Source organism: Algoriphagus yeomjeoni (genome assembly GCF_003259505.1).
Lineage (GTDB): Bacteria > Bacteroidota > Bacteroidia > Cytophagales > Cyclobacteriaceae > Algoriphagus > Algoriphagus yeomjeoni.
In genome coordinates, this window is the sequence record NZ_QLLK01000017.1 from 49,508 (window position 1) to 64,925 (window position 15,418).

General features: G+C 40.8%; 10 protein-coding genes. 6 read left to right on the top strand and 4 right to left on the bottom strand.

The window, feature by feature from the left end; all coding sequences use genetic code 11:
- The first annotated feature begins 117 nt into the window (after positions 1-117).
- Both LV83_RS19940 and LV83_RS19945 read left to right on the top strand, forming a co-directional pair.
- Positions 118-1,191 (top strand): phosphatidylinositol-specific phospholipase C1-like protein, encoded by a 1,074-nt coding sequence (locus tag LV83_RS19940; protein WP_111613330.1) that lies wholly within the window; start codon positions 118-120, stop codon positions 1,189-1,191.
- Positions 1,192-1,206: 15 nt separating this feature from the next.
- Entirely contained in the window at positions 1,207-3,048 is a 1,842-nt protein-coding gene (locus LV83_RS19945) for a metallophosphoesterase family protein (protein WP_245947111.1), read from the top strand.
- A 441-nt stretch (positions 3,049-3,489) separates the two neighbouring features.
- Here LV83_RS19945 and LV83_RS19950 read toward each other — a convergent pair whose 3' ends face one another.
- Both LV83_RS19950 and LV83_RS19955 read right to left on the bottom strand, forming a co-directional pair.
- The gene (locus LV83_RS19950; RefSeq protein WP_111613331.1) at positions 3,490-5,235 is read right to left on the bottom strand and encodes a RagB/SusD family nutrient uptake outer membrane protein; all 1,746 of its coding nucleotides are present in this window, start codon (positions 5,233-5,235) and stop codon (positions 3,490-3,492) included.
- 44 nt (positions 5,236-5,279) lie between these two features.
- Positions 5,280-8,351 carry a SusC/RagA family TonB-linked outer membrane protein gene (locus tag LV83_RS19955; RefSeq protein ID WP_111613332.1) on the bottom strand — a complete coding sequence of 1,024 codons (3,072 nt, stop codon included), beginning with the start codon at positions 8,349-8,351 and terminating at the stop codon, positions 5,280-5,282.
- Between the two features lie 622 nt (positions 8,352-8,973).
- On the opposite strand from LV83_RS19955, the gene LV83_RS19960 reads away from it, so the two are divergent.
- From LV83_RS19960 to LV83_RS19975, 4 genes are all read left to right on the top strand, one after another.
- Complete coding sequence (locus LV83_RS19960) at positions 8,974-10,428, top strand: PhoPQ-activated pathogenicity-related family protein (RefSeq protein WP_111613333.1); 1,455 nt, start codon at positions 8,974-8,976, stop codon at positions 10,426-10,428.
- Positions 10,428-11,627, top strand: coding sequence for an alpha/beta hydrolase family protein (locus LV83_RS19965; RefSeq protein WP_245947112.1), 1,200 nt, complete (start codon positions 10,428-10,430; stop codon positions 11,625-11,627). The genes LV83_RS19960 and LV83_RS19965 overlap by 1 nt, the downstream gene beginning before the upstream one ends.
- Before the next feature lie 91 nt (positions 11,628-11,718).
- On the top strand, positions 11,719-12,729 hold the full coding sequence (locus LV83_RS19970) for a sialidase family protein (protein ID WP_111613334.1): 1,011 nt from the start codon (positions 11,719-11,721) through the stop codon (positions 12,727-12,729).
- 18 nt (positions 12,730-12,747) lie between these two features.
- Positions 12,748-13,674, top strand: a complete 927-nt coding sequence (locus tag LV83_RS19975) for a dihydrodipicolinate synthase family protein (RefSeq protein WP_111613335.1) — start codon at positions 12,748-12,750, stop codon at positions 13,672-13,674.
- Between the two features lie 68 nt (positions 13,675-13,742).
- On the opposite strand, the gene LV83_RS19980 is transcribed toward LV83_RS19975, so the two are convergent.
- A complete protein-coding gene (locus LV83_RS19980) occupies positions 13,743-15,128 on the bottom strand; it encodes an NAD(P)(+) transhydrogenase (Re/Si-specific) subunit beta (RefSeq protein WP_111613336.1) in 1,386 nt (461 codons plus the stop codon).
- Complete coding sequence (locus tag LV83_RS19985; protein WP_092896151.1) at positions 15,125-15,412, bottom strand: NAD(P) transhydrogenase subunit alpha; 288 nt, start codon at positions 15,410-15,412, stop codon at positions 15,125-15,127. The genes LV83_RS19980 and LV83_RS19985 overlap by 4 nt, the downstream gene beginning before the upstream one ends.
- Positions 15,413-15,418: the final 6 nt, after the last annotated feature.

Sequence of the window (15,418 nt, forward strand, 5' to 3'; positions counted from 1 at the left end):
AGCTATAGTTGAAAGGTTTACAAATGAATTCAACAAACAAATTCATAACAAAATGGTGAAATGATTTATCAGGATTTTAAGGTTTAAAAATGAACCTTGCCAACTAATCCCAATCGTATGAAATCCATTAGAATTATTCTTATTACACTTTTCAGTTTGTTTCTCACTTTACAGCTTTCTGCCCAAAAGCTTAACGAAATCCAGGTAATCGGAAGTCACAATAGCTACAAAAGTCAAATGGCTCCAGAACTTGTGGCTTATTTGGCCAAAGTGAATCCGCCTGCTGCCCAGAGTTTAGAATATGCCCATATCCCTTTAGAAGCTCAATTGGAATTAGGTTTAAGAAACTTGGAATTAGATGTTTTTCACGATCCAGAAGGAGGAAGGTATTCAAACCCAAAAGGATTGGAAATCATCAAAGCCAGCGGAGGAGACATACCTAATTATGATCCAACTGATGCACTTTCCAAACCTGGCTTGAAGCTTTTTCATGTGCAGGACTTAGATTTTCAATCTCACCACCTGCTGTTTGCAGATGCTTTGACCGCACTCAAAAAATGGAGCAATAATAACCCTGAGCATTATCCCATCTTTATTTTAATCAATGCAAAAGATGGAAATATCCCTGGCACTCGCCCTGTTCTGCCTTTTACAGCCACGGCTTTGGACAGCATTGATTTGGAAATCAGAACGCATTTGGGCATGAATAAGCTAATCACTCCAGATATGGTAAAAGGGGATTATACTGATTTGGAATCAGCAGTGCTTGCTGGAAACTGGCCTAGTTTGGAAGATGCGCGTGGCAAATTCCTTTTTGTTTTGGATGAGAGTGAGGAGAAAATTGACCGATATCTGACTGCAAAACCTGAACTTAAAAATGCGGTACTTTTTGTCAACAAAAAAGAAGGGAATTCAACTGCTGGATTTAGGATTATCAATAATGCGGTGAAGGATGAGTCGTACATTAGAGAACTTGTTAAAAAGGGATATATGATCCGAACGCGGGCTGATTCAGATACTAAGCAGGCCAGAACGAATGATTATTCTACTTTCGAAAAAGCTAAAGCATCTGGAGCTCAGGTAATTTCCACGGATTATTATATCCCATCAACCTTCTTCAAATCGGATTACAAAGTTAATTTCGAAGGGGATCTGTACCAAAGACCTAATCCAGTGTTGGTCAACAAATAGACACATCTTAACATTTTGAACAGAAAATATATTCTTCCTAGCATCCTTGGCGCAGCAATACACCTAATCAGCCCAAACCCACAGCTTTTTGCTCAATCATCAACTGAAATAAAAATCGCGTTTCTCTCAGACATCCACCTGCAAGATGTCTATGCAGATTTGCAGTCACCTGATTTTCGCGGATTGTTTAATCCAAAAACTGGCAAATACGCGACTATTCGAACCATGAAAAGCCAACTAAATTCTACCCGGCTTTTCAATGAAAACTATTTTGCTTTCATCAGCGCATTGGAAGACCTAAAGAAAAAAGAAATTCAACTCGTGGTACTTCCGGGCGACTTTACCGATGACGGTCAGCCGATGAATGTTTTGGCATTTCAGAAAATTCTTAACCATTACGCTAAAAATTTCGGAATGCGATTTTATGTGACTACTGGAAATCATGATCCAGTCAAACCATTTGGAGGAATTGCCGGGAAAAGAGATTTTTTGGGAGTGGATGGTTCCGAGCAAGCAATCGCAGGGACAGCTGATTTATATAAAAATACGGACGCAGCAACCTCAGATCAGATCAATTATTGGGGTTATCCAGAGATCACACAAGCATTAGCCGCTTATGGCTTTTTCCCAAGCCCACAGGATGTTTTCTGGGCGCATCCATTTGAAGAGCTGGATTATGATTCTTACAGCTTTGATCAGGCCATAGCTTCCTCCAACCTTGAAAACAGAGTTTATTCAGATGCAGATTCGGGGCTTTTCCTGCCTGATGCCAGCTATCTCGTGGAACCTATAGCTGGAATTTGGCTACTTGCGCTTGATGGAAATGTATACACACACTCTGAAGAGGATAATTGGAGCGGCTCCTCTGTTGGGTTCAATCAGGCTGTGAATCACAAAAATCACCAACTCGACTGGATCAGAAAAGTTAGTACTGAAGCTGAAAATAGAGGTAAAACCCTGATTTCTTTCAGTCACTACCCTCTGGTAGAATTCCATGACGGAGCATCAGCCGAGATGAAATCACTTTTTGGACCGAATAAATTTCAACTCGAACGCGTGCCTTCTTCGGAGACCAGCGAACTATATGCTGCTGCAGGAATCAACATCCATTTCGCGGGACACATGCACATCAATGATACCGGAATTTATCAAGACCAATCAACCACCCATACCATGTATAACATCCAAGTTCCTTCCTTGGCGGCCTTTCCGCCTGCCTATAAGACTGCCACAATCACTTCGCAAGACAATTTTGAAATAGAGACTATCCCTTTGACAGAAGTAGGTCATATGAATGAATTCTTTGATCTCTATCGAATGGAGCATAGGTGGTTACTTGAAAACCAAGATCCCGGAATTTGGGATACCACCATTCTGGCTTCCAAAGACTATCTCGAATACACCAGAAATCACCTTCGGGAATTAACAAAATCCAGATTTATCCCATCGGATTGGCCAGAAAATCTGGCTATTCTGCTAGAAAATCTCAGTCCTAAAGAGCTTATCCTATGGAGTAAAATGGACGAAATCAAAAGTGATAGATTTCTACAAGAGAAATTAAGAACACTACAAATCAATCCAGGAGGTATGAATCCCAAACATTCTATTATCGATGATTTTTACTTGTTGAAAAACGGCGATGAACTGGGAAAAAACCTCATTCCTGAAGATAGACTTAGTTTTTATGAGGAATTGATTACTTCACTCAGCAAAAAAACCTTCTCCTCTTCGGTTCAGAACCTGAACCGTGAATTGATTCAGTTTTTTGGGATTTTTGAGAAGCTCTATCAGTCGAATCCTTCAGACCATTTTTCCATTGACCTGAAAAACAATACGATAAAGAAAATTCAGGATTGAGGCAAAGTCAATCATATTGGTCGTGCCGTTGGCACTCTCCTGTGTCATAAATCCGCTAGTAACCCAGAATCCCGATAGCTATCGCGGACATTCTGGGCTTTTACTGGCCTTGCCGTTGGCAAGGGAAATCCTGCCGAGATTCTAAAAACGGGATAATGAGCCTATTTCTAGGTTATAATAGCAGACCCAATAAATTCAACTGACGTAAGTACTTAAAAACCTTTTAATTATTCAATTGGCCAATAGACATTCTATATGAAGAATGCCAAGGGCATTCACAATACCAGCCCCGAATACAGCGCAGCGAAATTCGGGGTAGAAAAATCATTATTGAATTTATGAGTGCCAAAGGCACGATCAGTAACACAAAAACCTAAAAAAACAGCAAAAGCCGACGAGAAATTCTCATCGGCTTTACTATTACATTATGATATTTAAGTCTTAATAACCAGGGTTTTGAACCAAGAAACCTTCTATATTGGAAGCTCCGTCAATCGCTCGTTGGGGGATCGGGAATAGTCTTTTGTTGGGATCACTATCGGTCTTTTCTGTCCAGCTATCTTCATATTTACCAAATCTGATTTGATTGGTTCTTCTCAAACCTTCCCAGTACAACTCAAAGCCTGATTCACGAAATAAAATATCCAAATCTATTGAAGATAAAGGAGCAGGTGTTTGCGCTGGACGTGCTGTTCTCGAAGTTCTGAGCATATTGACATCTGCAAGAGCACCTGCATTGTCACCTTTTCGCAACTTAGCCTCAGCGCGCATCAAATAGATCTCACCCAATCTCAATAAAACGATATCCACACTGCTATTTGAACAGCAATTTGGCGCGGTACGGCTAAACTGATATTTGGAGAATCTATGACCGGTGTTATGCAAGCTACCCTCACTGGTGAAATCTACTTGGAAGGTGTGATCTACGTAGCGAATATTTGCTCCGCTGCTTCTTCTATTAATCACAGGATATATTCTCACTTTTCCGTCAGCATCACGGATAATAGCACCAGTTTCATCTTTACGAGGTCCCCAGATAATATTTCGCAGGATACCTCGGTCCATTTCAAACTGGGTATCTTCTACTGAATAATAGTGATCCGCATCATTTGTAGGATTTACACCTGTCAAGTCCTGAAGATTTTCTGGAACCAAAGTATTGCGCTTGAAGAAACGAGCATCTGCATCTGCAGGATCTACATTACCGTACGCGTCATACCAGCTTTGGATGAAATCCGGCGTAGCAGCTACTGCATCTGTGCCTCTTGTGCTCGGGTATTCAGGTCTCGGCACCTGATCCCCTGAAATAGACCAATACTGCCATCTGCTATGCTCAGTCTGCAAAACACCTCTCTGATCAAGAGAGAAGATAATTTCCTTATTAGTATTGTTGTCGTCATTAAACAAATCGAAATATTCAGGAGATAAAGTGTAAGGTCCGTTGATGATATTACTTGTGTATTCGATGACCTTATCCATATCTTCAGTCCTGAAATCAGGCGTACCATATGGGTCACGATATACCGCAGCATTCAAATACAATCGAGCCAATAGTCCCTCAACTGCAGATTTATTCATACGACCAGGACCATTGCTGCTACTGATCACATTGACTACAGAGAGTAGCTCATTTTCAATGTATTCCAGTGCTTCCTCACCACGTAAAATGATAGACTGTTCGTCAGAAGCGTCTTTTCTAAAAACCAGCCCCCAGTTGTCCAATGCTAGCATATTCAAGTACGCCTTCATGGCTACCATTTCATACAAAGGATTTTGCGCGTTGGTATTGCCATTTTCCACCTCGAGAGTCAATTGCTCCTCTGCTGCCACAGCTCTGGAAAGCGTCAAGGTAATGTAAGTCCAAGCGTCTCCAACTAAGCTATTGCCAGGAGTCATCAAATGCTGGTGAATAGCGATAAACTTACCTCCATCAAACCAATCTGTACCACCACGGTAAGGAAGAATCCCTTCATCTGAAGCTACTTCCTGAAGTCCAAAATTCACGGTGTGAAGCCATACCTGACGAAGCATGCCATACACCGGAGCAATGGAACCACTAACGATTTCCGCTTCGCCTGTGCCTGTAAGCGACTCATCGAGGATTTCTTCGTCGAGCGTGGTACAGCTGATAAAAGCCAGCAAAAATGCAGCAATTGGAAGTATTATGTTATACTTTATATTTTTCATTTCTTTAAGATTTTCTGGAAGATTAACTAGTGATCTATTCGTGTTTAAAAGGTGACATTCAAGTTAATAGTGAATGTCCTAGCTCTTGGGTAGGTGAATCTGTCGATTCCGAAAGTCTGTATACCAGCAGAAGTAGAGCCTGTATTTACTTCAGGATCAAATCCGGAGTAATCCGTGATTACGAAGAGATTTTGACCAGTGACTGAGAGGCGGATATTTTGGAAAGTATTGCCCATTCCAAAGCTTGTCGGATTCACATTGTAGCCCAAAGTGGCATTGTTCAGTCTAAAGAAAGAGCCGCTCTCCAAGAATCTTGTAGAAACAGTATTGGAGTTGTTGAAAGATTCTTCTGGAAATTGTACGGCAAAATCTGTTGTGTTATTCGATCTGGAAAGTTGGGCTTTGGTAAACAAAGACATAGTGGTGTGATTGTAAATCTTGTTTCCAGCAGCCCCATTAAAGTTTAGTCCTAGGTCGAAATTATCAAATCGAAAATTTGTGTTGAATCCGTAGATAACCTTTGGAATAGCGCTTCCCACTACACTTCTGTCATTGTCCAGGATCTGTCCATCATTGTTGATGTCTACGAATCTATTGAGGCCATCCTCTCCGATTCCATCAAACTCAAGCATATAGAAAGCTCCAATTGGCTGGTTGTTGATGTATCCGTTGATAGTTGCGCCAGTTTGTCCGGCACCCTGAGCTGCTCCAGTAGTCAAGACCGCATAAGGAGAGTCTCTTACTTCGTTTTGAATAAATGTGATGTTACCGCCAATTTCATAGGAAAAAGACTTTGTTTCTTTACTGGCATAATTCAAGGTAAGCTCAACTCCACTGTTGTGGATTTCCATATTGTCGATATTATCCCAAAAAGTGGAAGTCGGTTGCACCGGATCCGCCGGAACTACCTCAAGGAGGATATTTGAAGATACTTTGTTGAAATAATCCAAAGTACCTGTCAATCTGTAATCCCTCAAGGCAAAATCAATCCCGAAATCGATTTGAGTGGAGACTTCCCATTGCAAATTCGGATTTGCCAATCTCGTGAATACAATGCCGTATGGATAGCTATCTAAGGTCGTTCCGTCTGTGTCTATAGGATATGTATTCAAACTGCCTGAACCAGTGGCCAATCGATCTTCGGAATAGCTGGCTTTGGTGATTTTGGATGGAATCTCCTGATTTCCAGTTTGTCCCCAGCTCGCACGTACTTTTAGGTTGTTGAAAACGGAATTGGCCATGAAAGCTTCTTTGCTCAAATTCCAACCCAAAGCAAATGAAGGGAAGTATCCGTATTTGTTGTTCTCCCCGAATTTAGAAGAACCGTCTGCACGGAAAGTGGCCGTGAACAAATATTTATCTGCATACACATAATTCAATCTACCGAAGAAGGACTGTAATTCATTTCGGGTCGCAGAGGCATTGACCGTTGTAGGAAACTCGCTCGTGCTATTATGATCCTGATATCTTGGCTCTATATTATTGGCTGCGAATCCTCGGTAAGAAGTACCTCTAAACTGGTCTAGAAAAGTCTGGTAAGAATGGCCCGCTAATACCGTGAAATTGTGTTTGTAATTGTTCCAATTGTACGTCAACGTGTTTTCTACAAGACTATTGGTATTCGAAGAAATAAGCTCATCCAAGGTACCGTCGGACACATTGGATTCATTGATTACCTCAGTATATGGCTTGTATTGTACGTATCGATTTGTATTGGAATAATCCACACCTAAATTCAACTTATAAGTCAGGCCATCAAAAATCTCAAAGGATGGAGAGATAGTCCCTAAAATCCGGTTGTTTGCTGCATCATCACTGTACAAATCATATCTCTTAATTGGATTCAGTGCATTGGTATTCAAAAGAGTAGGCTCACCATCTGTGAAAGCTGGAATTGTGGGATTAAGACCCAGCATATCGCTAATCGTGCCTGTAATTACTGGTCGAAGGTTTTCAGTATAGGCAGCAGTAAGATTGTAATCAATATTCATCCTGCCATCAAAAGCCTTCTGATTTACGTTCAGTTTACCTGAATAGCGCTTCAAATCACTGTTTTTCAAAATACCTTCTTGCTCTTGATAACCTAGAGATGCGAAGTAGGAAAACCGCTCTGTATTGGCTCCACTCATAGATAAACTATAATCCTGAGAGAACCCTACCTGAGTCAATTCCTCTTGCCAATTGGTGTTGCCTCCGAAATCTTCCAGATTACCTCCTACAGCTACTACTTGCTCTCTAAACTCATCTGCTCCAAAAACATCGATTTGCTTTGCCATTTTAGACCAGGATGCTCCAGCAGAGAAGTTAACTTGAGAACTTCCCATTTTGCCCTTTTTGGTGGTAATCACCACAACCCCATTTGAGGCACGAGAACCATAAAGCGCAGTTGCACTAGCGTCCTTCAGCACATCTATGCTGGCGATATCATTGGGATTTAGAAAGTTGAGCGGATTAGAAGCTACGCCAGTTCCGGAATTGTCCAATAAAAACCCGTCCAAGACATAAAGTGGCTGCGTACCTGAGCGTAAACTTCCGATTCCCCGGATAATCACATTTTGGTTTGCTCCAGGCTCTCCACTGGTAGAAGTAATATTTACTCCAGCCATTTTGCCCTGCAACAGATCAACTGGATTTGTGATCACGCCTCTATTGAAATCTTCACTTTTAACAGAGCTTATCGCTCCAGTTACATCCGATCTTTTTTGGGTACCGTAGCCGATTACAACCAATTCATCCAGTTGAGTAGCATCTGGCTGCAATTGCACATCAATGATAGATTTCCCATTTACAGAGATTTCCTGAAGGATATACCCTACATATGAAATCTGAAGGATGGCATCTTCACCCACCTCAATAGAAAATTTACCATCAAGATCTGTTACGGTTCCATTCACAGTTCCCTTGATCTGAACAGTTGCGCCTGGTAGTGGTTGACCGGTTTCATCTGTGATTGTTCCAGTCACTGACTGCTCAGCCGAAATCAAACCAGAGGTCGGAAGACTGGCGCCTATCTCTAGCCCATTCGCGAATACTTGCGAAGAACTGTCGAAAGTTGTCCACATCAACACAAATGCGGACCCATAAATAATTTTAGATAATTGTAATTTTGTATTCATAAAATTTATTGTGTATAAAAAGAGAACAATCCGAACAGAATAACTAACCCGATTGAATTAGCTTAGCCAATAGTTAAACACAAAAGTATTATACAAATAACACAGTCCTGTTAAGGGAATTTTAGGCCTATATTAAATATATCCCTCAATTTTCAGATCTATTTTTCAATCAGTAATCATTTCCTCTCATAGAGTTTGAAAAAATTAGAAAGGAGAGTAAGCATTGACAAAAGCGGACCAAAACGTCTTCCTGAGCCTCAATGAAGAGAAAAATTAATGTTCTGTAAAAAAAATAAACTTTATTAAATTATTTTTATGTTAAAAAATTATTCTCTTTTGACACGACAAAATTACTTATATTAATTCAATATTATATAGACGATATTTTTGATCACTAAGGATCATATTTTCAATTTATAAAATTTATAATAATTTAATAAAACAAATGAAACATATAGTAAAATAAATAGCCTGATTCTTTCCCGAATTACTCAGAAAATAAACTCTTCCAACCTGAGGACGGATTGATGATTGTCGTGAGAATTCCTTCGCTTTCAAAATCAAGTTGCCGAATAGCTATTAATTAATTAGCTTTTAGCTACTAACAAAAACCCAATTCCAAATGCAACTACTTTTTCCTCGTCCCACACTGGTTTTTACCTGTGCCTATTTTTCTATCTGCCTTGTTTTCTCCTCCTGCCAAAAGCCAGAAGAAAAAATAATAGCTGAAGAAATCCTGTCAGAAAACCTATTGAAAGACTATGTAATGGCTCCTGATTCTGCGTTCAAATTTGAGATTGTCCGTACGGTCACTGGAACTGATTATGACTATCACGTTCTGAAGATGACCTCTCAGAATTGGCTAACCTCTGATTTGGTAGATAAGACAGAATGGTGGCATTGGGTGTCCATAGTGGTACCGAGAGATACTCCTTTTGAAACCGGCATGATGTGGATTGGCGGAGGGAGCACCAACACCAAAATGCCGGAAAATCCTGATGAATTTATCCTAGCTGCGGCAATGCAGACAAATTCCATTGTTGCACAGGTTCATAATATTCCATTTCAGCCCTTAACCTTTGCCAATGATCCCGAAGGAGAGAGGTATGAAGATGCCATTATTGCTTATGGTTGGAGGAAGTTTCTGGAAGGAGGAGCCAAAGACGAAGATGCGATTTGGTTGGCTCGCCTGCCAATGACCAAAGCGGTAAAACTTGCAATGGATGCAACCTCGGAGGTAGTAAAAACTCTTTATGAAAAAAACCTTAACAACTACGTCGTAGCTGGAGCATCGAAACGTGGTTGGACCACTTGGACGATTGCAGCTATGGATGATAGGGTTGTTGCGATTATTCCAATCGTCATAGACATGCTAAACTTAGAACCTTCATTTAACCATCACTGGAAAAACTATGGATTCTGGGCTCCAGCCGTAGATAATTATGTAAATGAAGGAGTAATGAAATGGATGGGAACTCCAGAATTTGATCGACTTTTAGAAATTACAGAACCCTATACTTTTGCAACGGAAATGGAACTGCCCAAGCTTCTGATAAATGCAGCAGGAGACCAATTCTTTCAGCCAGATAGCTGGGAATTTTATTGGGATGATTTGCCCGGGGAAAAGCATATTCAATATGTGCCGAATTTCGGCCATGACATAGGAGACTCTGATGCAGTACCCAATATGATCTCCTTTTATTCCGCTGTTTTAAACCAAAACCCTAGACCTAAATACGAATGGAAAATTGAAGGAGACCTCATTTCATTTCAAGCAGATCCTGCCGATAAACCTATTTCAGTCAAAGTATGGAGCGCATATAATGATAAAGCAAGAGATTTTAGAGTGGATGTTTTTGGACCTAATTGGCAAGCAACTGAGCTAGAATCAGCAGCAGATGGAAATTATGAATTCAAAATGACAGAGCCAGAGAGCGGCTATAGAGGGTATTTTATGGAGGTGACTTTTGCGGGACAAGCGCCTATGAAAGTGACAAGTGGCGTGGAAGTTTTGCCTAGGTCCTATCCATTTGACGAATTCATTCCTGAGCATTTAGAATCTTCTAGCTCCAATTAATGATGAAAAAACTAATCCTATTTATAGCGTCTATTTTCGTTTCAATTAACTCTTTTGTTATGGCTCAGCGGGCAGCAAATTATGATGAGGCTAAAGTCCCACCACTAGTTCTTCCAGATCCCTTTATCAGTGAATCTGGGCAATTGATTCAAAGTATTTCAGACTGGGAAAACATCCGAAGACCAGAGTTATTGAAATTATTCACAGAGGAGGTTTACGGTCCAATTAGAACTGATTTCGATGAGATTTCTTTCAAAGAAGTCTCAGAAAGCACCAACCCTTATCCAGACCAGGCGATTTTCAAAGAGTTGGATATTACAGTTGCAAGAAATGGAAAATCTCATACCATGAGATTAAATGTATTCCTTCCAAAATCTAGTGAACGGGAAGTTCCAATAATTTTATTGATCAATCATAGACCAAAATTTAGTGATGGCAGAATTGCTGAAGAAGGTTATTGGCCAGTTGAGGCACTTGTTAATAGAGGCTTTGCAACTGCCTCTTTTCATGGAGAAACGGTAGCTCCTGATGATGCAGAAAAATTCTCCGAAGGTATACTTTCCACGCTATATCCTGAGGAACTAAGTAAAGCCGATGGCATGCGAACATTCGGAGCATGGGGATGGGCTGCTATGAGAGCTATGGATTATTTCGAACAGCAACCGATGATAGATGTCACAAAATCAGTTTTGGTCGGGCACTCCAGAGCTGGGAAAACAGCACTTTGGACTGGCATAAATGATAATCGCTGGGCAGTGGTGATCCCTAATGAATCCGGTTGCGGTGGAGCAGCACTTTCCAGGCGAAAGTTTGGTGAAACAGTGAAAATTATAAATACGTCCTTCCCACACTGGTTCAATGACAATTTCAAAAAATACAATGATCAGGAGAACTCCTTACCGATTGATCAACATATGCTAGCTATGATGGTGGCACCAAGAGCAATTTATTATTCTAGTGCCCGAGAGGATTTGTGGGCAGATCCAAAGGGTGAATTTCTATCCATGCAATTGGGAAGTAGAGTTTACAGGGATATTTATAAAAAATCTGTAGAATTCCCCTCAGCTTTTGAAGAACTAGAGGGGCCCATTATTCAAAGCTTTGCCGGATATCATATTAGAGATGGAAAGCATGGGTTAACCTTGGAAGACTGGCGCCATTTCATGGATTTTGCAGAATTCAATTTTCAGAATAAATAATCATTCAGGTGAGTACAAGACAGTAAATCGAACTATTGGCTGCTTTTTGTTAATTTAAACCTGAATTACACCTTTACAATTCAAAACTAATATGTTTCAAGTCTCTACTATTTTTATCGCATTGATTCTAGGCTTTTTAAACAATGAGGTTGAAAAACCAACAGTTAAAATCCTAAAATCAGAATTTATCTACGAGACAGCACCTTTCCCTTCCTGTCATGCTTCAACTTTAATTGAGACTGAACGAGGGATATTGGCGGCTTGGTTTGGAGGGACCTACGAAAGGCATCCTGACGTCAGTATTTACACTTCTCTTTTAGCAAATGGCGAATGGTCAAAACCAGAAATGGTCGCCGATGGAGTAGAAAACAAAGACTTTAGAAATCCTACTTGGAATCCAGTTTTATACAAAAGTCCTGCTGGGAATATCTTCCTTTTTTACAAAGAAGGACCAAACCCAAGAGAATGGTGGGGGTTGTACAAAACCTCAGACGATGAGGGAAAAACCTGGTCAAAGGCAATTCAAATTCCACCCGGAATGCTTGGCCCAGTTAAAAACAAAGCAGTGCTTTTAGAAGATGGTACACTCCTCCACCCATCTAGCTTCGAAACCAACGGCGTTTGGAGCATGCATGTGGAAACTACCAATGCAGAAGGCCAGAATTGGAAAAAAACCGAAATTGACAATGGTGAATTTCATGCGATTCAACCGACTATTTTGCAATACCCAAACAACAAGCTACAAATGCTAGCCCGAACTCAAGAAGATGTAATCGGCTCAACCTGGTCTATGGATGGAGGCAAAACCTGGTCTAAAGTAGAATCAACAGGCTTGATTCACAATAACTCTGGAATTGATGCGGTGACTTTGCAAAATGGAACGCAACTTTTGCTTTGCAATCCAATCAAGGATGGAAGAAACAAGCTTTCTCTCATGATGTCTATTGATGGAGTGAATTGGGATGAGATTTATGTCTTGGAAGATCAGCCCAAAGGTGAGTTCAGCTATCCGGCAATCATTCAGGCAGAGGACGGCACCGTTCATCTGACTTACACTTATAATAGAGAGAAGATAAAATATGTGTCTCTCTCACTAGAATAACCTTTTCTAACATATTTTATGTCTTTTTCGCAACCTTTTAGAGGTATAATTCCTCCAATGATAACGCCGTTAAACCCGGATTTTTCTTTAGATAAAAAAAGTTTAGACCTCATCTTAGAGCACATGATAGCTGGCGGCGTTCATGGTGTTTTTATTCTGGGAACCACCGGAGAGTTCGCGAGCTTGAGTTCAAGAGTGAAGAAACAGCTGATTGAATTGACCTGTAAAAAAGTAGATCAGCGAATTCCAGTTTTAGTAGGGATTTCAGATTGCTCTTTTGAAGAAAGTTTGGATCTAGCTAAATGTGCCAGAGATGCTGGAGCGGATATTTTGGTGGCGACCAATCCCTTCTATATGAATATCGGGCAGGAGGAATTGATTTTCTATTTTTCTAAGTTGGCTGATCAGGTAGAACTCCCAGTCTTTCTATACAATATGCCATCGCATACAGGAATAAATATTGATTTGGAGACAGTTAAAGTTCTTGTTGAACATCCTAATATCATTGGAATCAAAGACAGTTCTGGGGATAAAAAATACTTTGAAAGCCTATGTGACACTTTCCGTGAACACCCAGAATTCACCATTTTGGTTGGCCCAGAAGAGATTTTGATGGAGACTATGAATATGGGAGGACATGGCGGAGTCTCAGGCGGTGCAAATTTATTCCCCGCACTTTATGTCAAACTTTTTGAAGCTACAGAATATCAAGACCTGGAAAGAATGAAAGTCCTGAATGAAACTGTCCAATTTCTTAGCAAGAATCTATATAGCCATGGCACATACAAATCGAATTACCTGAAAGGGTTGAAGGCTTCCATGGCCTTTGAAGGCTTGTGCCAGGGAGTTTTAGCAATGCCACTGAGTGCCTTCGATGAATCTGAAATAGCAGATTTAAGGGAAAAATATGAAGCAGTCAAAGAGGCTGTCACAAAGGCTGTCTAAAAATAAAAGGGCTATCTAATTATTTTCAGATAGCCCTTATTATATATAGGTTTGAGATAAATAGGCAATTACATTTCTTTCATTTCTGAGACTACTTTGGTAATTGTTTGCTTTGCGTCTCCAAAAAGCATCAGGCAATTTGGATAGCCAAATAGCTCATTTTCAACTCCTGCATAGCCTTTACCCATACTTCGCTTAGAGACAATTACCGTTCTTGCTTTATCAGCATTCAAGATCGGCATGCCGTAGATCGGGCTTTGTGGATTATTTCTAGCGGCTGGATTTACTACGTCATTTGCTCCTACGATAAGCACCAAGTCAGTATTCGGGAATTCATCGTTGATATCATCCATTTCGATTAGCTTGTCATAGGAAATATTTGCCTCTGCCAAAAGCACATTCATGTGGCCCGGCATTCTACCCGCAACTGGGTGGATAGCAAACTTGAAGTCTATCTTACGCTTCTCGCATTGCTCCATGAGTTCACGGATCACGTGCTGAGCTTGCGCCACAGCCATTCCATAACCAGGAACTACAATCACGGATGAAACCCCATCAAACAACATAGCTGTTTCCTCCACCCCTATTTCTTTCACCGTAATGGATGGACCATCTCCTTGGGCCTCATTCACCGTCTGTCCAAATCCTCCAAGCAACACATTGATCAAGGATCGGTTCATGGCTTTGCACATGATCTGGGTAAGGATAATTCCTGAAGCTCCCACCAAAGAACCAGCGACAATCAGCACATTATTATTTAGGATAAAACCAGTAGCACAAGCTGCCATTCCTGAATAAGAATTCAGCAGAGAAATCACTACTGGCATATCTGCTCCTCCGATAGGAATCACAGTCAAAACTCCTAGTAGTAAAGCAATCACTATCAGTATAATGATCAGCATAGGGTCAGTTTGATCCATTACCGTAAATACAGCAGCTGTCAAAAACCCTAAGAACAAAACCAGATTGATTGCATGCTGCCCTTTGAAGGTGATCGGTGAACCGGAAATGTTTCCATTCAGCTTCAGGTAAGCAATCAATGAACCTGTAAAGGTCAAACCACCAATAAATACTGAAACAATGATACTAATCACCGTCACCAACTCGATTGATTCCATGTTGACTTCAGTGCGAAGGAAGTAATCGGAAAGCGCGACAGAGAAGGAAGCCAAGCCACCAAAACCGTTGAAAATCGCCACCATTTCCGGCATTTTAGTCATCTCAACTTTATTGGCATAATACAAGCCAATCGCTGAACCTAAAACTATACAGCCTAAAATTTCCACTAGGGAAATGGCATCAATCTGTACCAAAGTAGCCACAATGGCTATAAACATCCCAAGCGCTGAAAGTCGGTTTCCTTGTCGAGCCGACTTGGTCTTGTTCATCATTTTCATCCCCAGCACAAACAATACCGAGGCGATCAAATACGCTAATTCTATGGCTATACTCATTTTTTCTTAAACATTTTAAGCATACGATCTGTGACAGTGTAGCCGCCGACTACGTTGATGGTGGCAAGAACTAAGGCTACCATGCCCAGCCATTTGCTGATAGTAGTGTAGCCCATTTCGTTGCAAGCCAAAAGTGCTCCCACGATGGTGATCCCGGAAATTGCATTCGACCCGGACATCAATGGCGTATGCAAGGTTGGGGGAACTTTAGCGATCAGCTCAAACCCCAGAAAACTTGCCAGAACAAGTATATAAATCAGAATAATCAGTGCTTCTGAGCTCATAATTTG